Genomic DNA, 19,777 nt, shown 5'->3' with positions numbered 1-19,777 from the left:
TAGCGACCCTGCCGCCTCGGCCGCGCTGCGAGATGGCGAGCGAAGTCCTCGAACATGTCGTTGCGGCCCCGGCCTCGCACACCCCGCAGGGCCACGAGGAAGCCGGCCAGCAGGGCGAGCTGCCGAAGGTGGACGGCGACAGCGGCGAGGAGGCCGACGTAGGGAGCGGCTTCGGTGCCGCTCAAGAGACTGTGGATCACGAGGGCTTGGTCCTTCCGGTGATCGACTGGTGCTCCTTCATGACCTCACGCCGGGAATTCGTTGCCAGCGGCCACTTCGCGGGGTTGTAATGCGGCATGCCTCGAACACCGCCCTCGGGCGCCGACGCAGAACTGATCAACGCGCTCGCTGCCCGCGGTGTGACCGTGTCGGTCTACCAACTGGAGCGGTGGCGGAAAGCCGGTCTGCTTCCCCGCAACCCCCGGCGCGGCCTCGGCCAGGGCCGGGGCACCGGCGCGGTTCTCCTGCCCGAAACGGTGGCGCAGGCCGAGATCCTGGCCCGAGGGGTCCGGCAGGGCCGTGCCACGGCCAAGACGCTGGTCGGCGGAGGGATCGGTCAGGCCTTCCGCAGCGGCTCGCCGGCCGACCTGCGCGCGACGATCACCGGACACCTTCGTCGGATGACAGAGGAAGGCCGAGTGGCCTCGGTCACCGGGGCGGACTACACGAGCGAGGAGAACGACGAACGAGCGGACGAAGACCTGGCCGCCGCTCGCCGCCACTCCCGGCGCTCACCCCCGGAACTACACAACGGGCTTCTCGACATGGCCAACGAGCTGGGCTTCGACGTGGCTGGCATCCCGCGGATGCCGCCCTGGTCGAAGCAGCGGCTTCTGATGCCGATCGCCTTCAGGTTGGCGACCGGCGGCACCAGCGGAGTGGGCGCCGACGAGTTCGCGGAGGCCGTCGGGGCTGGGCTCGGCCTCCCGGCCGAAGCGGTCGAGGACTTCAAAGACTCCCTGGCCGCCCGAGAGATCGAGATCCTGCGAGACGGCGGCGACCTGTGGAGTGAACTGGCGCCCACCTACCAGGACTACGCGGACCTGCTCACGGTGGTCGAAGCGGCAACGGACGAAGCCCTCGTGCACGCGACCGCGATCGTGATGAGCACGGCGTCGCTCCAAGTCGTCGCCGTGCTCGGCAGCGCCGTCGGACTGCACCAGCCGGACACCGAGATGGTGTGCGTGCTCCGACCCGACGGTGTTCTGGCGATGCTGCGACACCCGGTCTGGCAATGGTGGGGGCAATACCAGACGCCCGCCGGCGTGAACAAGGAAGACGATATGGCGCTCTGGACCGCCATGGCCCTCGGTACCCACCCCGTCAACGTCGACGTGCTCACGCTCTACGCGGACTTCCTGCGCCGTGAACTCCGTATCCCGAGCGGCGAGTGACTGCGAAGGGGGCGGCCGTGCGGGAGTCGGTCTGGTGCTGGCCCCCGAGCACCGGTGTGGTCCGGTGGCGATTCTTCCCGGATGCGGTGGACACCGGGCTCGATCTCATCCGGTTCGGCGGGTACCCGATCGGCGACCGCGCCGCGAGTGAGGGGGCGGGCTCGGCTGCCTTCGGCGTCCTGACCGGCTGGCAGTGGTGCTGGCGCGAAGGATGATCAGTGGGGCTTCTACTGTCCTCATAGGAAACTGTCCGAAACGCCGGGTTCGGACAGCTCGCCCGGTCGCTGGAAGGTCAGGTCAGGGGGCTGCCGTCGGAGTCGAGCCCGAGGGTGGTCCACCACGGCTGCTCGGGCTGCTCCTCCCACTCGTGCAACCGGTCGCGGTGAAGGACCGGGCCGGTTCCGTCCGCCCGCTCGCGGTGGCCGCGCGGGCGCAGGCAGCGGCCAAGGCCGGGGTCGGTGCGCGGGGTGTCGGCCGGGCTTTCGTGGCCGCACGCCGGCCAGCCGCCGGAGATCACAGGGGTCGCGTCGCTGCTCATGCGGCAGATGCTAGTGGCGGCGCAGTGCCGCGCAGGAGCCCGATCTCGTACTCGAGGTCCGGTCGCGGGCTCCTGCCGGGTGCAGCGGGCCGCTCGGATAGTCTGACCTGCAGAAACTGCTTGTTGTAGCCGTCGGGGGAGACCTGTGCACCGCCGCTCGATCACGCCGCTGCTCCTGGGTGCTGTCCTCGTCGGCAGTCTCACCGCCTGCGCGGCCACCCCCACGGACCCAGCCCCGGCTTCTGCCGCTGCAACGCCGAGCAGCAGCCCGTCCGTCGATGCCCGATCGGTGCCCTGCCCGAAGCAGGCATGGCCGCAACCCATACCGGCGCAGGCCATCGGCAACTTCCTCAACTACGCGATGGTCGGGGAACTGGACTGCTTCAATGTCACGAAGGCGCTGGCGCCGGACGGGCACGACGTGCTGGACGACGACCTGTCGGTGAGCCGGACGTTCGTCATCGTCAAGATCACGCCTGACGCCGGCACGATGGTCGGGATCGACGACGAGGTGGTGCTCACCGTGGACACCCACATGCCCGGGACCGGCACCAAGTAGAAGACGGCATCCTGAGCAGGGCAGGATGTCGTTCGCGGTTCCTACGCTCGGATCATGACCACCCCCACCACCGACCCCAGCTCCGCCATGCCCGCGTTCGGCGGCACCATCGCCCTCATCGAGCGCACCCTCCTGACCGAGGAAGTCAAGATCGGCAAGCCCGGCCAACCGGTCTTCGACCCCGAAACCGGCCAGTACGTACCCGGACCCGACGAGATCGCCTACCAGGGGCCCGGCCTCCACCGGGCGTCCGGCGGACCCGGCGTCGTGCTGCGTCTGGAAGGCCAGCCGTACCGCGACGACGGCGACGGCCGCTACCTCCTCTTCACGCCGATGTCGGCGCCCGTCGCGGCTGAGGGCAACACGGTGACGATCGCGAAGAGCACCGACCCGGCCGCTGTCGGCCGAACCTTCAAGATCCTCGACCCGGGGGAGACGGGCGCCCTGTCGGTTGTCCGGCAGACGTGGATGCGGATCGAGAAGACCAGCGGCGGTGCGGCGTGAGCACCCCCACGGCACCGGTTGACCTCGACGCCGTCCGGCAGGTCCTGGAGACGACCGTGATGGTGGACGAGGTGCGGATCAGCAGGCCGACCGGCACCCCCGTGCTGGACGTTGTCACCGGGCTGGTGGGGCCCGCGCCGACGACCACGGTGTGGCAGGGGGCCGGTGCGGTGCTCTCCGCTCATGGCCTCGCAGCGGTCGAGCACCTGGTTGGCGGCCGGTGGCTGGAGGACACCGCCTCCTGGTACGGGCTCGTCACCCCGCTGTCCGCGCCGCTCCCGCAGCGCGGTGACCTGGTGACCGTCGTGACCGCGAAATCTCCGACCGCCGGCACGGTCGGGCGGACCTGGCAGGCTCTCGATCCGGGCGAGGCGAGCACCGTGGCGGTCGCCCGGGTCACGCGAATCGACGAGGTTGTGGCCGCGTAGATCCGGTGTGAGGGCTGGCGTTTAGCGAGCGCCAGTCCTCAGGGGGCGGCCGTCTCCATTGCTCCGAAAGAGTGAAGCGATAATGTATCGCCGCAGGTCACGGTTTTGCCCTTTGGGAGGGGAAAGCGTGCCGATCGCTGTTGTTTCCAGTGCTCTTTCGGGTCGGGAAGCCTGGGGGATCATGGCCCTAAACCACATGGATTGGCTCCATTGTTTTGCATTGAAACGCGTTAGAAGTCTCCAGGAGTGGTAGCCTTCTAACGGCCCTTCGGGGCTGAGTCCACGCAATAGGGAGGGGCACCCCGCAGTAGGCGTGCAACCTTGACGCGGGATGCCCCGGGACAGGCGCGGACAAGGGGGCGGCCCGGCGTAAGCGGGCGCCTGGTCGTCCCCGCAGCTCTCGGCGCTAGCCGTTGAGAATATGGAAAAATCTGACCATAATCTCAATGCAACAGACGGTCACCGCCGATGCGTCGGCAGTTCGCCGGAGCCACGTCCACACCAGCGGAGATTCGTTCGAATCCATGCCGGTGCTCAATCCCGTATTACCTCCCTCCTGTGGAGAGGGCGCCGTCTCGGTGAGTCGGCTGCGTGCAGGAGAATATCAGAGGAAAACCCCCAGGCGGGGCGCTCGCGAGCCAATCGGGCGCGCGGATGATGGCGGCGGTAGATTTAGTTCGTTGAATGCCGGTCGGGGATTCGGGTGCTGATCTGGTCTTATGCTTCGAATATCAGCTACTGTCGGTTTCCCCGTCTGCGTCGCCGACCTGTACGGCACGCGTGGCGTGGGGCTCGACCACGCGAAGGCGCCCCTCCGCCCGGGTGCGCGCGCGGTCCTGCTGCTTCCACTCGTGGAACCGCACCTGATCCTCCGTGAGGCTCAGCCTCACATCGAAGTAGGCTGCCAAATCGCAGATGCTCTCGAAGTCTGTACCCGGATACTCCTCCCGCCGGTAGCTCGTCCGATGACTGATCCGCAGGAGCTTGTGCATGCCCGTCTCCACGCGACCTGCGTCGAGGAACGCGTTCGAGATCCATGCGTCGACGAGTCCGTGCCCGTTGCAGTGGTACTCGTTCAAGTGAGTGACGATGCGGCTCCGGACGCAGGCCGTCATGCCGACCTTGACCCGCGGGTGCGTCCCCGCCACGGAAAGCACATAGATTCGGCTTCCCACTGCTTCGGACAGGTAGCTGGTCCGGGCCCATGCACGCGCGAGGACGGCTTCCTCCACGACGGATGCCACGGCTGGGAGGGAGTACGGGGAGAGTTGCCCGGCGCGTAGAAGCTGCACGTACTCCTCGCGCTGCTTCTCCAGTTCGGCTGACAGCGGTTGGAGTTGAGCCATGTCCTGATTCTCTCCAGGACAGGTGCTCCGCGTCCGGGGAACCGCGTACAGCACAGCAGGATGTGCCCGCGCCCGGTTCCCCCGAAGGATGTCCGTTGCCACGCCTAGGCTCGGCCTCATGACCCCCACAACCCCTTCCGAGCTGCGGCATGTCCGCATCCAGGCCGCCGGACCGGTCGTCCGCCTGGAGATCGACGGCCACGACATCGCCGATCACGTCGCCTCCTACCAGCTCCAGCACACCGCCGGGCAGCCGCCGGAGGTTCTGTTGCTGCTGCGCCCCACCGCCGACCCGGTGTGGGAGGGCACGGCCCGGGTCGTTGTCGGTGCCGACCCGGACCCGGGGCCGGCTGCCGCCGCGTTCCTCGCCGCCCTCGACCCGGCGGAGACCGAGCGGGCCGTCCTCGACCGGCACGACCTTCAGGACGGCGGCCCGCACGAGTTCGTGCGGGCGCTGCTCCTCCAGCTCACGGAGTGGGCGTTGGGCAAGCGGCAGCGCGCCGAGCTGGAGAAGGTGGAGGGCTGATGGCCGGCGTGACGAGCAACGCGTCCGTCGTCGCCGCGCAGCTGGAGGCTCGCGCCGCGGTTGCGGGCCCGGCGGCGACGGTAGTAGTTCGGCATCACGCGATGCTGCTGGAGACCGCGATTCGCGCCGCCGCGTCCGGCCGCCCCGGGCCCGGCGTGCAGACCGGCGACTACCGGCGGTCGTGGACCACCGAGGTCCGCACGTCCGCGACCGGGGTGGAGGCGATCGTCGGGACGAGCCGCCCGCAGGGTCCGCGCCTGGAGTACGGCTTCGTCGGGCCGGACAGCCTCGGCCGCGTCTACCACCAGCCGCCGTTCCCGCACGTCGGGCCGTCCGTGGAACGCGTCGAGCCGCTGTTCCTCGCGGCGATGGGCCGCGTCGCCGAACAGGTGGTGACCGGATGAGCCAGCTGACGGACGACATCCACCAGGCCGTCGCGGGGGCGCTGCGGGCGCACGGCGCCGGGCTGCTGTCGCGGATGGTCCTCGTGCTGGAGGTCGTGGACGAGGACACCGGCGAGCTGGGCCTGTACACGGAGGCGTCGCCGGCGGACATGCCCGCCTGGGACCGGGCCGGGCTGATTCGCTACGCGGATCTTGACCTGGCCGGGCAGATCACCGCGAGCCGGGTCGCCGACGCGGAGGCGGGCAACAACGACGAGGAGGGCGAGTAGATGCCTGTTCAGGGAAGGGTCGTCTCGCTGGCCCTGCGGGACGCGCTCGCGGCCGGCACGGGCCGCAGCTGCGGGTACGGTGCGCCGCCGGTCGCCGCAGACAAGCCGACCGGGAACACGATCCCGTACCAGGTGCTGTACCCGCTCGGCGGCACCTCGTCCGGGCCGCCGTTCGGCGACCAGGCCGGTGACGGCCGCATGCTCTACCAGCTCACGTCGGTCGGGTCGACGGCGGAGCAGGCCGAGTGGATGGCGGACAAGGGCCGCGCGGCGGTGCTCGGCACCACGGCGAAGGGCGGCTTCGCGACGCCGATCCTCCCGGCCGGGCACACGGTGATCGGCCGGGAGATCGACAAGGAGGACGGGGTGACCGTCGCGAACGGCGTATACAGTTGGATCGCGCGGATCATCCTGCACGTCACGACACCTGACAGCTGACCGTGCCGCCGACCCTTCGGGGTTGAGCACCCTCACCGTGGAGACCCAGCACGGACGCCCGGCCGCCGGCACGGGCTGACTCCCCGACCACCCCCTTCTCGTGGGTGGCCGTCAGGGGAGAGCGGGTCTCCGGTGGTCACCATCTCCGGGTTCCTGGCTCCCCGGAAATGCGAGTCGAGCGTGGCATCCACGCAGCAGCGGTTCATGCGCCGCGGTATCACGAAGATCCTCTTCCTCAAGACGATCTCCGCTCCCACCAACATCCCGACGCGGGCCGAGCTGACCGGCCCGGGCGCAACGGACCTGTCGAAGCAGGTCAGCGACATCGAGGGCTGGAGCCTTGAGAATTCGCCGATCGAGACCCCGGACCTCGGCAACAAGTTCGCCACGTCGATCCCCGGCGAGGACAAGGCCGCGTCGTCGTCGCTGACGTTCTACGAGGACCTGGGGTCCGAGGTTGTCGAGGCGCTGCTCGCCAAGGACACCGCGGGCTACGTCTGCATCCTCCGCAAGGGCGACATCCCGCAGTCCAAGAGCCTGGACATCTTCCCGGTTCGGGTCGGCTCTCGCGCGCCGAGCTACAGCACCGGCACCGAGCCCGCGAAGTACAAGGTCTCGTTCTCCATCTCCGACCTGCCGACTCTCGACGCGCCGGTTCCGGCCGCCGCCGCAGGCTGAGGGGGCGGGCGATGACGACCAACATCATCGAGCCTCCCGTCGAGGCCGTCGCGCGGGATGCGCACTGGCGCGCGAAGATGGCCCGGCTCCGGGCCCGTTCGCTGCCGGAGCGGACGGTGCGGATCTGCGACGACGACGCGGCGAAGGCCGCCGTCGCCGACGCGCAGCTGAAGCTGGCGCAGGCCCGCGCCGCCGCGCGGACGGCGGCCGCCGGCCACGGCGTCGAGGACGGCCAGGTGGATGCCTTCGTGGCGGCTCACCCGCAGGTCGTCATCGCCCACTCGGTCCTCGCGACGGCCGAACAGGCCCTCGCCGACGCCACGATCGAGCTGACGTTCCGCGCGCTGCCCCGGCCGGTGTGGGAGGCGCTGCTCGCCGAGCATGCCCCGACGGAGGAACAGGCCGACCGCGGCATGGAGTACAACGTCGCGACGTTCCCGGCGGCCCTGATCGCTGCCAGCCACGTGGAGCGGGACGAGTCGGGTGCCGAGGTGGACGGCATGACCGTCGCCGACGCCCAAACCCTGCTGGACGAGTGGGCGGACGGCGACGCGAAGGTGCTGTTCACCGGCGCGCTGATGGTCAACCAGAAGCTCAGGGCTGACCTGGGAAAAGGCTGACCTCGGACCCTGAGTTCGTCGCGCAGATGGAGCTGTGCGCGGCGTACCGCATTCCGCACTCGCAGCTGATGGGGGCTGCGGGCGGCCGGTGGACGGCGCTGGACCGGGAGAAGGCCCTCGCCTTCGCGGCGTACCGGCGGGATGTGTGTGAGGGCTGCGGGACGAGGCCGCAGGAGTGGGACCCCGCTCAGGGCGGCGACCGGTACGCGTACGTCTCGCAGACGCACCGCTGTCCGGGCTGCGAGCTGATCGACATGGAGAACGAGCAGGTCCCGGAAGGGGCCGAGGGGCGTGGGGTGAAGATCGGGCTGCTCGCGCGGCCCAGATAAGGAGTGCCCGGTGGCGGGCGCCTACACCCTGTACGTCCAGCTCCAGGCGGGGCTGGCCGGTCTGACGACCGGACTGCGCGGCGGAGGTCAGCAGCTCCGTGCCTTCGACGGGCAACTGTCCAGTACCCGCACCGAGCTGGAGCGGGTCGAGGCTGCCGCCGACCGGCTCGGCAGGGCGCAGGTCGCCGCCGCGCAGGCCGCCGCAGTCGCGCAGCAGGAAGTTCGAGCCGCGGTGGAGCGGTCGGCGGCAGCCCAGCAGGCCGCCGCCACGGCTGCCGAGCGGTCCGGCCGTGCTGAGACGGTCGCCGCGCAGTCCGCCGCCCGCGCGGAGGCCGAGCGGGCAGCGGCGATCGAGGCGACGACCCGGGCGACCCGCGCGCAGGAGGTCGCCCAGACGATGGCCGCCCGCGCGCAGGCTACGACCGGTGCCGGCGCGGAGGCGGCGCAGCGCACCGCGCAGGCGGCCGCCGAGTCCGCGACCCGCGCCGGCGAGGCGCAGGCCGCCCAGGCCGCGCGGGCCGCGGCCGCGCAGGAGACCGCGGCCCGGGCGTCGGCGCTCGCCGAGCGCACCAGCGCCGGAGCGGCGCAGGCCGCCGTGGCGGCGAGTTCCGCGCGCAGCGCCCTCGCTGAGACGGAGGAGCAGGCCGCTCGGCGGGCCGCGACCGCCGCCGCCGAGGTCGGCCGCGCGCAGAACGAGGCCGCCGCCGCGGCCCAGGCGGCTACCGCTGCCCGGGTTTCCGGGTTCGTCACGGGTGGACTCGTGCTCGGCGCGATCCTCGCCGCCGGCGTCGCCGGAGCCATCTCCCTGGAGAAGGAGATGGCGAACGTCCTGACGATCTCTGAGCAGATCACCGGGGACAACGTCAGGGCGTTCACGGACGAGATCGTCCGGCTCTCCACGGAGCTGCCGCAGACCGCGACGCAGCTGGCCGAGGGCCTGTATCAGATCGTCTCCACCGGCTTCGACGGCGCGGAGGCGATGGAGATCCTGGAGGTCTCCGCGAAGGGCGCCTCGGCTGGTCTGACGACGACGGAGACGGCGGCGACCGCGCTGCTGGGCGTCCTGAAGGCGTACGGCATGCCTGCCTCGGCGGCAGCAGACGTCATGGACATCATGTTCATGACGGTCAATAAGGGCGTGATCTCCTTCGAGGAGCTTGCTGCCCAGTTGGGCGATGTCGTCCCGATGGCGGCCGCCGCGGGCATCAGCTTCGACGACCTGAGTGCTGCCTTGGCTGCCATCACTCTCGCCGGCATACCCGCGGCTGAGTCCGCCACCAGCCTCAACATGTTGATGTCGAGATTGATGAAGCCGACGAAGGATCTGGCCGGTCTCATCCACGGCCTCGGCTACGAGTCCGCGGCTTCCGCCGTCGAGCAGGACGGCCTGTACGTCGTCCTCGGCAAGATCAACGCCGCGACCGGGGGCGCCGCCGAGGCCACCGTCAACTACTTCAAGGACATCCGGGCTGTCCGGGCGATGCTGGCTTTGGCCGCCGCCGACGGCAAGAACTACGCGGACACCTACTCGGCCATCACCTCTGCCGTCGAGCGGGCCGACGCGACGCAGCGCGCGTACTCGATCCAGATGGACACCGTGTCCGGCCAGTTCTCGCTGTTCAAGAACGAGGCCGCCGCCGCAGGCATCGACATCGGGCGGATCCTGCTGCCCGTCCTCCAGGAACTCGCTCAGGACGCGTCGATCGTCGCCGGCGCGGTCAACGACCTGCCGGGGCCGGTGAAGTCGGCGATCGGCGTCCTCATGGCGCTCGGCGCCATCGCCCTCGTCGCCCGCGCCGGCATCGCCCAGCTCTCCTCCCAGCTCGTGGCATTCCGCACGGCCGCCGCCGAAGCGCAGGCAGGGGCGTCGATCCTCCCCGCGCTGCTGCGCGGCACGACCCTCGCCGTGTCCGGGCTGACCGGCATCCTCGCCGTCGGCGTCCTCGGCTACGCCGCCTACTCCGCCAGCAAGCAGAAGGCGAAGGCCGTCACCGACGACCTCACTGCGGCGCTGCGCGCCGAGCGTGAGCAGCACGACGTCGGCGCCGGCATGCGGGCGCTGGCCGAATCCCTCGCCAACTCCGCGGACATGGCCAAGCTCAAGGCTGCTGGCCTGGAGATGACCGAGGTCATCGACGGTCTCATGTCCGGCGGCGAGAAGCTCGCGAAGCTGAACGAGAAGCTGGACCTGGCGAAGGCCGCGTCGTGGGACGCCGCCGTCGGCGGCTTCGACGCCTCGTACGACAAGGCCAAGAGCATCCTGGCGGAGCGCCGCAAGACGTGGGACGACGCCATCAAGAAGGACGCCGAGCAGGCTGCGGCGATGGATGTCGTCAACGCCAAGATCAAGCAGACCGTCCAGACCAACATGGACGTGTGGTCGCCGTCGATGCAGTTGCCGACCGACAAGAACGGCAACGTCAAGTACTCGGACGAGATGAAGGCCCTGGGCAAGGCCATGGAGGCGATCGTCGCCCCGGCCGACGCGTGGAAGGCCGCCCAGGAACGCGTCGCGGAGAGCAACCGCGCCGGAGCCGTGCAGGTCGACCTCGCCAAGACGTCCCTGTCCGGGTACATCACCAAGCTGTCCGAGCAGGCCCAGGCCCACAAGTCCTTCCAGGCCGACCTGGACGAACTCACCTCCCGCGGCTACGCCCCACTCGCCCAGCACTTCGCGAAGCTCGGCGACGCCTCCGCCGGCATGGCCCACGACCTCGTGGAGAACCTGAAGCAGGGCAAGACGGGCGCCGCCGACCAGCTCGCCGACCTCACCGCCGTCACCAAGGCGGGCCTCGACGCCTACATGGGCGAGATGCGCCGCCAGCTGCAGAACCAGCGCGACTTCCAGAAGAACCTGTCCGAGCTGGCCGTGTCCGGGCACACCGGCCTCGTCGACCACTTCGCGCAGCTCGGCGTGTCCAGCGCCGGGATGCTCGACGAGCTCGTCACCAAGCTGAAGAACGGGCAGGGGCAGGTCGCCGACGAGCTGGAGAAGATCGTCGAGGAAGGCACCGCCCGCTCCAACTACGCCTACCGGGCCGGGCTGGAGCAGGTCCCGCTGATCGCCGAGAAGTACGGCCAGGACACCGCCCGTGCCTGGGCGAAGGCCGCCGAGACGGACGACGTCGCCGTGTTCGGCAAGCTCATGCAGCAGATGGCGATCACCGACATGTCGGCGGCCGTCGGAGCGGCGACGACGGTCGCGCAGGCAGACCTCGGGTCCGGCCTCGACCTGATCAACCAGATGGCGAAGGCCCGGGGCCTGGACGCCGCCAACGCCCTCGCGCAGGCCCTGCTCGCCGGCGACGTCGACAAGGCGATGGCGCAGCTCAAGGCCCTATGGGGAACGTCACCGCCGATGAGCCCGCCGGACCTGAACAACATCGTCGCCGCGTTCAAGGGCGCCGGGATGACGTCCAAGGAGGAGTGGACGGCGATGCTCAGCCTCATCGCGCAGGTGTCGCAGTCCAAGGGCTCCGAAGCGGCGAGCAACCTCACCAAGGCCCTCATGTCGGGTGACATGAAGGCCGTCCAGGCGCAGCTGGACGCCATCGGCGGCTCCGTGAAGTCCATCCCCGGGCAGAAGACGATCAACGTCAACGTCAACTCGCCGTCCCGGATCGACATCCCGGTGGTGCTGACTCCGCAGGGCGCCGCCGGATACAACAACGGCGCTTGGGACAGCCCGTTCGCGGCTCGCAAGGCGAACGGCGGCATCGTCGAGTTCTACGCCAACGGCGGCATCCGCGCCCCGCGCGGCCCGGAGAACCACATCGCCGAGATCGTGCCCGCCGGCACCTGGCGCGTGTTCGCGGAGCCCGAGACCCTGGGGGAGTCCTACATCCCCCTCAGCCCGGCCAAGAGGACGCGCAGCAAGGCGATCCTGGAGGAGACCGCCCGCCGGTTCGGCGGCACGGTCCTCTACGGGCCCGCCAGCGGCAAGGTCCACGCCTTCGCCGACGGCGCAGTCGTCGCCCCCCGCCCGGCTTCCGCCGTGCCCGCGCGCGCCGCCGTGAAGCTCGTCCCGGCCCGCCAGGCCCCGGCCACCACCGTGGTCTTGCGCGACCGCGCGAGCGCGCCGCTCGTCGGAGAGATGCCGATCAGCGTGACCGGCACGTCGGTCACCGGCGAGCAGGTCGCCGACGCCGTGATGCGAAGGCTGCGCCACCTCCAGAGGGGAGGCCGCGCCTGATGGACACCTTCCCGGACCTCCAGGACTGGCAGGTCGACCTGGCTGGCGTCGTCATCGGCCACGGCACCCGCGTCCTCATCGAGGACATCGACGGCCCCGGCACCCCCGTCAAGCGCAGCACCGCCCAGCCGATCCCCGGCGAAGACGGCTCCTACCCGGGCCGCGACCTCCTCGGCGCGCGGACCCTGCGCATCCAGGCGGGCATCCGCACCCCCGGCGACCCGGCCGCCGCCTTCGACCTGCTCGCCCGGCTGGAGGCCACCGCGGACAGCCCGGTGCGGCTGGAGCCGGGCGCCGTGGACGTGCTGCGGATCAGCCGCCCCGGCCAGGACCCGCGCTGCCAGTTCGGGCGGGTCGACAGTGTCCAGCCCGTCAGCATGGCCCGCGCCGTCCACGGCTGGATCCCCGTCCACATCACCTACGAAGGCCTCGATCCGGCCTGGTACGCCTCCGAGGTGTCCGGCGTCACCATGCCGCTCGACACGTCCAAGCAGGACAAGCAGGGCTTCACCGCCCCGCTCCGCGCCCCGATGGCCGCCGGCACCGCCGACCCCGAGTCGAGGCCGGGCCGGGCGGTCAACCACGGCAACCGGCCCAGCTGGCCGACGATCCGCATCACCGGGCCCGTCGTCAACCCGAAGGTCTGGATCGAGGACCACCCCGACGCGGTCCTCGAATTCCAGCCGCTCGCCCTCGGCGACGGCGAGTGGATCGACATCGAGACCCGGCCCGGCACCCGCTGGGTGACCCGCAACGGGCAGGGCAGCGTCGCAGGGCTCCTCACCCGCCGCTCCCGCCTCGACGCGTTCGCGATCCCCCCGGGCCGCTCCGACATCCGCTGGTCCGCCCAGGACGCCACCAACACCGCCCGCCTCGCCGTCACCTGGCGATCCGCCTACACCTCCCTGTAAGGACGCACCACCGCAATGACGCTCATACAGCCGCCCCTCATGGTCACCGGCGGCATCCACCCTGCCCGTGCGCTGCGCATGATGATCCGCGACCTCTCCAGCGGCAGCCAGGGCATCACCGAGGGCGGCGACCTCAAGGTCCGAGCCACCCCGACGCCCGGGCCCGGCGTGCGCGTCGGCAACGGGTCCGCGATCATCCGCGGCAACGTCTTCGGGCAGGGCAGCTACACCCAGTACAACTCGGGCGACCACCCGGTGCCGATCGCGCCGACCGGCGCCACCGGCCGCAGCGACCTGCTGTGCCTGCGCGTCGAGGACCCGGAGTACGAGGGCAACCGCAACCCGGCGGCGGACGACATCGGCTACTTCCACGTCATCCCCGGAGTGAGCGCGACCACCACCACCGTGCCGCCGGGCATGACCGCGATCCCGCTCGCCCGCATCACCCAGCCGCCGAACTGCCAGACGATCACCGACGCGATGATCACCGACCTGCGGCGGATCGCCAACCCGAGGTCGGAGCACCGCGTCTGCACCATCGGCGGCTTCGGCTACGCGCCGATCGGCGACGAGGTCGGCGTCTGGCAGGAGAACTGGCCGTCCGGCGCGAGGGTGTCCTTCGACGTGCCGTACTGGGCGACCCAGGCGTCCGTCATCACCAGCCTCCACGGCCTGCGTGTCTCCGGCAGCGTCTTCATCGGCTTCCGGCAGACCATCGCCGGTGTCATCGGCAACGAAGCGCAGATGGACACCGACTCGGTCAGCTACGTCTCCCGCAACGACATCACCATGGTCGACCAGTTCTGGTGGCGCCCGGAGCAGCGCGGCACCACCCAGACCCTGACCGTGCAGGCCGGCCGCTACGACCACTCCAAGGGCAGCATCGACGTCAACGGCAACACCACGATGGTCACGACCGTCAACTTCACCGAAGGCATCTACTGATGCCGCCGGTCTACCGGTACTTCATCACCGACGCCCTCAGCGGCCAGGTCCTCGCCCGGGACCTGCCGCTGTCCGGCGTCGCCTTCGGACCCGAACTCAACGGGCCCGGTTCGATGCGCGCCACCCTCGCCCCCAAGTTCGCGCACCTCGCACCCCGCGACGCGAAGGCCGGAACGACGAAGCTGTGGGCCGAGCGCGACCGCCGACTGATGTGGGGCGGCCTGCTGTGGACCACCGCCCCCGAGGACCACGTCCTGCCGCTCGACGCCAGCGGATTCAGCTCCTACCTGACCCGGCGCCGCGATCTCCACGGCAACCTCGGCGGCCGCGGCCCCTACACCGGCACCGACCCGTGCCGCGTGATCGCCGACGTGTGGGCGTACTGCCAAGAGCAGGCAGACGGAGACCTCGGCGTCCGCGTCGACCTGCCGCCCGGAGGAAGTCCGCTGCTCCTCGGCGACAGCGAACACCCCTACGCGACGAAGGAGTGGGAGGCCCCCGCCCTGTCGTCGGTGCTCCGGGACGCGACCGGCCTCGACCGGGGACCCGAATGGACGGAGAACGTCTCCTGGAACGGCGAGCAGCCGGAGCAGCGCGTCACGGTCGGCTGGCCCCGCCTGGGGACCCGCCGCGACGACATCTACTTCGCCAGCGGCGTCAACATCGTCAGGCCCACCCCGATCCGTGACGACGCCGACGACTTCGCGCAGGTCGTCATTGGCCTCGGTGCCGGCGACGGCTCCGCGAAGGTCCGGGTCGTCGACGCCGTCCGTGACGGCCGCCTGCGCATGGAGACCGTCCTCGACCGGCCCAGCATCACCGACCCGACCACGCTCGCCCAACTCGCCCGCGCCGAACGCGACCGCCGCCAACGGACCTCGGTGGTCCAGGAGATCACCGTCGTCGACCACCCCGCCGCGCCGATCGGCTCCTGGTCGATCGGCGATGACGTCCGGGTGTCCATCCGCGACCAGTGGGCCAGCTTCGACGGCTGGTGCCGCGTGGTCGCCTGGACGCTGCGCCCTGCCGAGGGCGACAGCCCCGAGACCGTCAACCTCCGCCTCGCCCCCGCCTTCACCCTCGGAGCCTAAACCCGTGCCCAACGCCCTTGACGACCTCGCCCAGCGCATCGCCGCGCTCGAAGCAGCCCTCCCGGAGCTGTCCCGTTCCTCCCACCTCGCCTACTCGAGCATCGACGACGGCGCACTCAAGGTCACCGCCGACGGCCAACTGCGGGCCGTCATCGGCCAGCAGCCCGACGGCACGACCGCGCTGAACATCGTCAACGGCCCCGTCCCGCCCGTGCCCGCCACACCGACCGCAACACCGGTCCTCGGCGGTGTCCGGGTCGGCTGGAACGGCCGGTTCGCCGACGGCGCGCCGAGCCCCCTCGACTTCTCCCGCGTCGAAGTCCACGCCGCGACCGCCGCATCCTTCACCCCGTCGCCCGCCACCCTCATCACCACCATCGAGACCCCGCAGGGCGGCACCGCCACCGTGCCGACCAGCACGCCGGTGTGGGTCGCCCTCCTCACGCGCACCACCTCCGGGAAGGCGTCCGGCCCGACCGTGACCGCGTTCGCAGGTCCCGCGCCGGTCGTCGCCCAGGAGGTCCTGGCCGGCATCGTCGGTGAACTCCAGCTTGCCGACGACGCCGTGACCTCAGCCAAGGTCGCCGTCGGCGCGATCGACGCGCCCGCGATCGCCGACGCCGCGGTGACGGCCACCAAGCTCGGCGAGGCCGCCGTCATCGCGGGGAAGCTCGCTGCTGACGCGGTCACCCCGGGCACCGTCGCCGCCGACGCCATCACCGCACGCGAGATCACCACCGGTGCGATCAGCACCGCCAAACTCGCCGCCGGGGCCGTGAACACCGCGGTCCTCGCCGCGGGCGCGGTCACCGCCGGGCAGCTCGCCGCCAGCGCGGTCACCACCGACAAACTCGCGGCAAACGCCGTCACCGCCGGAAAGATCGCCGCGGACGCGGTCGCCGCCGGCACCATCGCCGCCGGAGCGATCACCGGCCGCGAGATCAAGGCCCTGAGCGTCACCGCCGACAAGCTCGCCGTGAACGCGGTCACCGCAGACAAGGTCGCCGCCGGGGCGATCACCGCGACCGCGCTGTCCGCCGACGCGATCGACGGCCGCCTGATCAAGGGAGCCACGATCGAGGGCGGCACCATCACCGGCGGCACCCTCCAGACCGCCGGGTCCGGCCGACGGGTGCTCCTGTCCCCGGTCGACCCGGGCAGCGGAGCAGCAGCACCGTCCGTCCTCCTCTACTCCGGAGCCGCCGCCGAGCGCCGCCCGGCCGGGCTCACCGCAGCCGTCGCCACCACCCCCGACGGCTCCGCCCCTTTCACCGGCCTCAGCGGCCCGCAGGTCGGCGCCGACGGCGCGCACACCCCGACCCTGTCGCTCCTGGCCGGCGGCCCCTCCGCCGGCTACGCGCCGAAGGGCCGGTACGAACTCGCCGTCGCCGCCACCGGGCTCAGCGGCCTCGCGTCCATCCGGGGGACCGCTGGCACCAGCACACAGCAGGCCGACGAAGCTACCGTCGAGCTGACCGCACGGCGCACCGACGGCAGCTTCAAGGCTGCGATCACCTCTATCAGCCCAAGCGCGTGGACGGCCCAGCTCGCCGACCAGATCGCCTCGCTCTCCCTCACGAAGGGCGGCCTGGTCATCCGGGCACTGCTCGGCGAAGTGCTCCTCCAGACCGACACCGGCCTGCGCCTCCAGGGCGGCGACATCGTCCTCGGCAGCGGCCTGGTGAAGAACAACAGCACCTGGTCGCCGGTCACCTTCAAACAGGGCTGCACCCAGCTCGCCGGCTGGCAGAGCGTCACCGCGAAGCGCCGCCCGGACGGCATGGTCGCGCTGCGCGGCATCCTGTCCGTTCCGGCGGGCGTGACCAGCGGCGTGATCGGCACCATTGACGATCCGAACCTGCGGCCCAAGGTCGGCGAGGTCTTCCCCGTCGCCACCCCCAACAACGTCGGCGCCAACCTGTACGTCCAGCCCAACGGCAACCTGGAAGTCTGGAACGCGTCCGGCGCGTTCGGCGGCTGGCTGTCCTTCGGCAACGTCGAGTGGAACAGCATCGACTGACCGACCCGCCAGCCCACACGGCAGGGCCCGGCACCCGCGAGGACGCCGGGCCCTGCCGTGTCGCTACGCCCGACGCCCGCCCGGGCGCCGCCGGTTAACGACGCGCGGGCGAAGGGGCCGACGCGACCGCTCCGCCACGCGGGCCTCCAGCGTGGTACTGGCCGGCAGCCGACGCGTGGCGCGGTGCCGCTCCGCCACCCGGTGGAGGTGAGCAACCCGACGAGACGGGTGACGGCGGGTAGGAGCAGGCAGCTCGTGCGTGGCCGAGTGGCCGAGCAGGAACCGGTGGCCGATAGCGTCGATAGCGACGCGGCCGACCAGGTTGATCGAGACGTCGAGGAACAGCGCGACGATGAAGTCCAACACGGGGTTCTCCAAAGTGGGTGAAGACTCGGGCGGCTTGGAGACCCGTGCGCAGGGAGCTAGACGCCGTCTAGGCGGCGAGCCGGAATCCGGTGACCCCGTGCGCACGGGGGCCCAGATGGAGTGTCCGGGGGACGATCGGGATGGTTCTCCGCCTGATCCCGCACGCCATCGTCAGAGGGGGAAGGTCCGGGCCGCAACGAGGCCCGGGAGGCGGTTCCTCCGCCGCCGCGGCAACGACGGACCAGCACAGGTGAGCGGCGAGGGCGAGAGTCAAGAGGAGCCGGTAGAGCAGCCGGTCGAACTCACTGCGCCATGAGGTGTGCCCGACCTCCGGCAGATCGGTGGCGATCGCCGCGATGAGCATGCGTCGCATCTGGTCGTCAAGGTCCGACAGGGCGTCGGCCAGGGGCGCGCCGGAGGCCAGCGCGTCGGCGATGATGTCGATCAAGCGCGGGTGCAGCTGCGCAGCCCATTCAGCGAGCCGCACAAGGGATGTGACGGTCTCCAGGAGACGGAACTCCGGCAGATTGCTGATCAGTTCGTAGCCTATCGTCCTCTTGACCTGGAGGATGGTGGTGCGGTCGGTGAACGTGAGCACGGAGATCCCGGTGTCGGCGTTCACGAAGGAGACGAGGCGCCGCGCGCAGGGCAGCGCCAGGGGCGGGGTGCCGAGTCCGGCCAGACGGTAGCCCCGGGCGGTGATGCCCGGGAGTGTCGCAGAGAGGCCGGTGGTCGTCACGGCGACGACCGTACTGCCTTGTGCGCGCCGCCGGCGGGCATCGGCCCCGGTCTCACCCGATTGGGTGATGTCGCCTGGAGTGCTGCGCCAGTTCGGGGCTGTCGCGACCAGCCCGTACGATGGTTCTCGGCGCGGGGAACGCCCTTTCGGAGTTTCAGTGAGCGTCCCGCCGACCGCAGAGCCCACGCTGTGGGAGCTCCAGCGCGCCATCCTCCAGATCCGTGAGGACCAGCGTGACGGCATCGCCGGGCTCCGCGAGAACCTGCGCGCTGACCTCCAGGTCCTGGCTGGCCGGATCGAGCAGGCCGTGACCAAGGACGTTTACCTTGCCGATCAGCGCCTGACCGAGCAGCGACTTGCGGTCCTTGAACGCGATCTTGCAGCGGAGGCCCGGGCCCGGGCGGCGGCTGAGGATTCGGCGGCGGCCGCGAGACGGTGGCTGATCGGTGCGTTCGTGGCCCCGCTGGTCGTCGCGGCGTTGCAGCTGTGGCTGCTGTCGAAGGGCGGTCACCCGTAGGGCAGCGGTCCGGCCGTTGGCTTGGGCGGGCTGCTGAGAATGACCCATCACCTGGTGCGCGGGGGAGAAACGCGAACCATCCTGTGGCTACACCACTGAGCGCGGACGGTTTCCTCAACTCCCTTCGGGGCGAGGGGCTTTCCGTCAATGAGATCGGCAACTGGCGCAACCACAACCGCAATGCGAAGGGTGCGTGGGGGCCGGTCCACGGCATCGTGATCCACCACACCGCCACGACCGGCACCGGCGCGTCCGTGGAGATCTGCCGTGACGGCTACGCCGGGCTTCCGGGCCCGCTGTGCCACGGCGTCATCGACCGCGACGGCGGCGTGCACCTCGTCGGCTACGGCCGCACTAACCACGCCGGCGCCGGGGACGGCGACGTGCTCGCCGCGGTCATCGCCGAGCGGAACCTGCCCTCGGCCGACCAGGCCAACACCGACGGCAACTCCCGCTTCTACGGCTTCGAGTGCATCAACAGCGGAACCGGGTCGGAGGCGTGGCCGGACGCCCAGGTCGAGGCGATGGTGCGGGCCGCCGCCGCGGTGTGCCGGGCGCACGGCTGGAGCGAGCGGTCCGTGATCGGCCACAAGGAGTGGCAGCCGGGCAAGCCCGACCCCCGTGGCATCGACATGGGAGAGTTCCGGGCCCGCGTCGCCGCCCGCCTCGGCAACCGGCCCACCCCGCCGCAGCCGTCCGGCCCGCCGCCCTTCCCCGGCCGGGACACCTTCGGGCCGGGCCGGGAGAACGACTCGATCCTCCAGCTCGGCCAGCAGCTCGTCCGCAAGGGCTTCGGCGGCGCCTACAAGGTCGGGCCGTCCCGCTCGTGGGGCGAGGCCGACCGGCTCAACACCGCCGCGTTCCAGCGCGCCCAGGGCTGGGGCGGCACGGACGCGGACGGCCTGCCGGGCCCGGCCACCTGGAGCCGACTGTGGTCCTGACCAGCATCCCTTCCAGCAGCAG

23 protein-coding genes are annotated in these 19,777 nt (G+C 71.0%); 19 read left to right on the top strand and 4 right to left on the bottom strand.

Features of this window, described 5'->3' with window-relative positions:
• The first annotated feature begins 32 nt into the window (after positions 1–32).
• Together ACF1AK_RS02785 and ACF1AK_RS02780 are read left to right on the top strand one after the other, a co-directional pair.
• A complete protein-coding gene (locus ACF1AK_RS02785) occupies positions 33–290 on the top strand; it encodes a hypothetical protein (RefSeq protein ID WP_391496958.1) in 258 nt (85 codons plus the stop codon).
• A gap of 6 nt (positions 291–296) precedes the next feature.
• Positions 297–1,394: a hypothetical protein gene (locus ACF1AK_RS02780; protein WP_391496957.1), complete on the top strand. Its 1,098-nt coding sequence runs from the start codon at positions 297–299 to the stop codon at positions 1,392–1,394.
• Between the two features lie 292 nt (positions 1,395–1,686).
• Here ACF1AK_RS02780 and ACF1AK_RS02775 read toward each other — a convergent pair whose 3' ends face one another.
• Positions 1,687–1,932, bottom strand: a complete 246-nt coding sequence (locus tag ACF1AK_RS02775; RefSeq protein ID WP_391496956.1) for a hypothetical protein — start codon at positions 1,930–1,932, stop codon at positions 1,687–1,689.
• Positions 1,933–2,077: 145 nt separating this feature from the next.
• On the opposite strand from ACF1AK_RS02775, the gene ACF1AK_RS02770 reads away from it, so the two are divergent.
• From ACF1AK_RS02770 to ACF1AK_RS02760, 3 genes are read left to right on the top strand one after another with little or no spacing between them, the layout of a single operon-like run.
• The gene (locus ACF1AK_RS02770) at positions 2,078–2,491 is read left to right on the top strand and encodes a hypothetical protein (RefSeq protein WP_391496955.1); all 414 of its coding nucleotides are present in this window, start codon (positions 2,078–2,080) and stop codon (positions 2,489–2,491) included.
• A 54-nt stretch (positions 2,492–2,545) separates the two neighbouring features.
• On the top strand, positions 2,546–2,995 hold the full coding sequence (locus ACF1AK_RS02765) for a DUF6093 family protein (protein ID WP_391496954.1): 450 nt from the start codon (positions 2,546–2,548) through the stop codon (positions 2,993–2,995).
• Positions 2,992–3,423: a DUF6093 family protein gene (locus tag ACF1AK_RS02760; RefSeq protein ID WP_391496953.1), complete on the top strand. Its 432-nt coding sequence runs from the start codon at positions 2,992–2,994 to the stop codon at positions 3,421–3,423. The genes ACF1AK_RS02765 and ACF1AK_RS02760 overlap by 4 nt, the downstream gene beginning before the upstream one ends.
• Positions 3,424–4,154: 731 nt before the next feature.
• On the opposite strand, the gene ACF1AK_RS02755 is transcribed toward ACF1AK_RS02760, so the two are convergent.
• Positions 4,155–4,769, bottom strand: coding sequence for a GIY-YIG nuclease family protein (locus ACF1AK_RS02755; protein ID WP_391496952.1), 615 nt, complete (start codon positions 4,767–4,769; stop codon positions 4,155–4,157).
• Between the two features lie 118 nt (positions 4,770–4,887).
• Between ACF1AK_RS02755 and ACF1AK_RS02750 the strand changes: the two genes are divergently transcribed.
• From ACF1AK_RS02750 to ACF1AK_RS02695, 12 genes are all read left to right on the top strand, one after another.
• Positions 4,888–5,295, top strand: a complete 408-nt coding sequence (locus tag ACF1AK_RS02750) for a hypothetical protein (protein WP_391496951.1) — start codon at positions 4,888–4,890, stop codon at positions 5,293–5,295.
• Positions 5,295–5,699, top strand: a complete 405-nt coding sequence (locus tag ACF1AK_RS02745; protein WP_391496950.1) for a hypothetical protein — start codon at positions 5,295–5,297, stop codon at positions 5,697–5,699. Before ACF1AK_RS02750 ends, ACF1AK_RS02745 begins: the two co-directional genes overlap by 1 nt.
• A complete protein-coding gene (locus ACF1AK_RS02740) occupies positions 5,696–5,968 on the top strand; it encodes a hypothetical protein (protein ID WP_391496949.1) in 273 nt (90 codons plus the stop codon). Before ACF1AK_RS02745 ends, ACF1AK_RS02740 begins: the two co-directional genes overlap by 4 nt.
• Entirely contained in the window at positions 5,969–6,406 is a 438-nt protein-coding gene (locus ACF1AK_RS02735) for a hypothetical protein (RefSeq protein ID WP_391496948.1), read from the top strand.
• A 132-nt stretch (positions 6,407–6,538) separates the two neighbouring features.
• A complete protein-coding gene (locus ACF1AK_RS02730; protein ID WP_391496947.1) occupies positions 6,539–7,084 on the top strand; it encodes a hypothetical protein in 546 nt (181 codons plus the stop codon).
• A gap of 11 nt (positions 7,085–7,095) precedes the next feature.
• Positions 7,096–7,704, top strand: a complete 609-nt coding sequence (locus tag ACF1AK_RS02725) for a hypothetical protein (RefSeq protein ID WP_391496946.1) — start codon at positions 7,096–7,098, stop codon at positions 7,702–7,704.
• A 26-nt stretch (positions 7,705–7,730) separates the two neighbouring features.
• On the top strand, positions 7,731–8,033 hold the full coding sequence (locus ACF1AK_RS02720; RefSeq protein WP_391496945.1) for a hypothetical protein: 303 nt from the start codon (positions 7,731–7,733) through the stop codon (positions 8,031–8,033).
• A 10-nt stretch (positions 8,034–8,043) separates the two neighbouring features.
• Positions 8,044–12,225 carry a phage tail tape measure protein gene (locus ACF1AK_RS02715; protein ID WP_391496944.1) on the top strand — a complete coding sequence of 1,394 codons (4,182 nt, stop codon included), beginning with the start codon at positions 8,044–8,046 and terminating at the stop codon, positions 12,223–12,225.
• Positions 12,225–13,136 (top strand): hypothetical protein, encoded by a 912-nt coding sequence (locus tag ACF1AK_RS02710; RefSeq protein ID WP_391496943.1) that lies wholly within the window; start codon positions 12,225–12,227, stop codon positions 13,134–13,136. Before ACF1AK_RS02715 ends, ACF1AK_RS02710 begins: the two co-directional genes overlap by 1 nt.
• 15 nt (positions 13,137–13,151) lie before the next feature.
• Positions 13,152–14,081: a hypothetical protein gene (locus tag ACF1AK_RS02705; protein WP_391496942.1), complete on the top strand. Its 930-nt coding sequence runs from the start codon at positions 13,152–13,154 to the stop codon at positions 14,079–14,081.
• Entirely contained in the window at positions 14,081–15,172 is a 1,092-nt protein-coding gene (locus ACF1AK_RS02700) for a hypothetical protein (RefSeq protein ID WP_391496941.1), read from the top strand. The genes ACF1AK_RS02705 and ACF1AK_RS02700 overlap by 1 nt, the downstream gene beginning before the upstream one ends.
• 4 nt (positions 15,173–15,176) lie before the next feature.
• On the top strand, positions 15,177–17,192 hold the full coding sequence (locus ACF1AK_RS02695; protein WP_391496940.1) for a hypothetical protein: 2,016 nt from the start codon (positions 15,177–15,179) through the stop codon (positions 17,190–17,192).
• A 63-nt stretch (positions 17,193–17,255) separates the two neighbouring features.
• On the opposite strand, the gene ACF1AK_RS02690 is transcribed toward ACF1AK_RS02695, so the two are convergent.
• Both ACF1AK_RS02690 and ACF1AK_RS02685 read right to left on the bottom strand, forming a co-directional pair.
• Complete coding sequence (locus tag ACF1AK_RS02690; protein ID WP_391496939.1) at positions 17,256–17,558, bottom strand: hypothetical protein; 303 nt, start codon at positions 17,556–17,558, stop codon at positions 17,256–17,258.
• Positions 17,559–17,625: 67 nt separating this feature from the next.
• Complete coding sequence (locus ACF1AK_RS02685) at positions 17,626–18,297, bottom strand: hypothetical protein (RefSeq protein ID WP_391496938.1); 672 nt, start codon at positions 18,295–18,297, stop codon at positions 17,626–17,628.
• A gap of 157 nt (positions 18,298–18,454) precedes the next feature.
• Here ACF1AK_RS02685 and ACF1AK_RS02680 point away from each other — a divergent pair, with 157 nt between their 5' ends.
• Positions 18,455–18,814, top strand: coding sequence for a hypothetical protein (locus tag ACF1AK_RS02680; RefSeq protein WP_391496937.1), 360 nt, complete (start codon positions 18,455–18,457; stop codon positions 18,812–18,814).
• Between the two features lie 83 nt (positions 18,815–18,897).
• A complete protein-coding gene (locus ACF1AK_RS02675; RefSeq protein WP_391496936.1) occupies positions 18,898–19,755 on the top strand; it encodes a peptidoglycan-binding protein in 858 nt (285 codons plus the stop codon).
• Positions 19,756–19,777: the final 22 nt, after the last annotated feature.

It is taken from the genome of Kitasatospora sp. NPDC015120 (genome assembly GCF_043080305.1).
Classification (GTDB): domain Bacteria; phylum Actinomycetota; class Actinomycetes; order Streptomycetales; family Streptomycetaceae; genus Kitasatospora.
This window is presented reverse-complemented; position numbering and strand designations above follow the sequence as displayed.

Excerpts from the sequence above, each read along its gene's own strand:
- ACF1AK_RS02740 (WP_391496949.1), top strand. The coding sequence starts at position 5,696 with ATGAGCCAGCTGACGGACGACATCCACCAGGCCGTCGCGGGGGCGCTG.
- ACF1AK_RS02745 (WP_391496950.1), top strand. The coding sequence starts at position 5,295 with ATGGCCGGCGTGACGAGCAACGCGTCCGTCGTCGCCGCGCAGCTGGAG.
- ACF1AK_RS02700 (WP_391496941.1), top strand. The coding sequence starts at position 14,081 with ATGCCGCCGGTCTACCGGTACTTCATCACCGACGCCCTCAGCGGCCAG.
- ACF1AK_RS02735 (WP_391496948.1), top strand. The coding sequence starts at position 5,969 with ATGCCTGTTCAGGGAAGGGTCGTCTCGCTGGCCCTGCGGGACGCGCTC.
- ACF1AK_RS02720 (WP_391496945.1), top strand. The coding sequence starts at position 7,731 with ATGGAGCTGTGCGCGGCGTACCGCATTCCGCACTCGCAGCTGATGGGG.
- ACF1AK_RS02725 (WP_391496946.1), top strand. The coding sequence starts at position 7,096 with ATGACGACCAACATCATCGAGCCTCCCGTCGAGGCCGTCGCGCGGGAT.
- ACF1AK_RS02705 (WP_391496942.1), top strand. The coding sequence starts at position 13,152 with ATGACGCTCATACAGCCGCCCCTCATGGTCACCGGCGGCATCCACCCT.
- ACF1AK_RS02765 (WP_391496954.1), top strand. The coding sequence starts at position 2,546 with ATGACCACCCCCACCACCGACCCCAGCTCCGCCATGCCCGCGTTCGGC.
- ACF1AK_RS02775 (WP_391496956.1), bottom strand. The coding sequence starts at position 1,932 with ATGAGCAGCGACGCGACCCCTGTGATCTCCGGCGGCTGGCCGGCGTGC.
- ACF1AK_RS02780 (WP_391496957.1), top strand. The coding sequence starts at position 297 with ATGCCTCGAACACCGCCCTCGGGCGCCGACGCAGAACTGATCAACGCG.
- ACF1AK_RS02710 (WP_391496943.1), top strand. The coding sequence starts at position 12,225 with ATGGACACCTTCCCGGACCTCCAGGACTGGCAGGTCGACCTGGCTGGC.
- ACF1AK_RS02785 (WP_391496958.1), top strand. The coding sequence starts at position 33 with ATGGCGAGCGAAGTCCTCGAACATGTCGTTGCGGCCCCGGCCTCGCAC.
- ACF1AK_RS02755 (WP_391496952.1), bottom strand. The coding sequence starts at position 4,769 with ATGGCTCAACTCCAACCGCTGTCAGCCGAACTGGAGAAGCAGCGCGAG.
- ACF1AK_RS02750 (WP_391496951.1), top strand. The coding sequence starts at position 4,888 with ATGACCCCCACAACCCCTTCCGAGCTGCGGCATGTCCGCATCCAGGCC.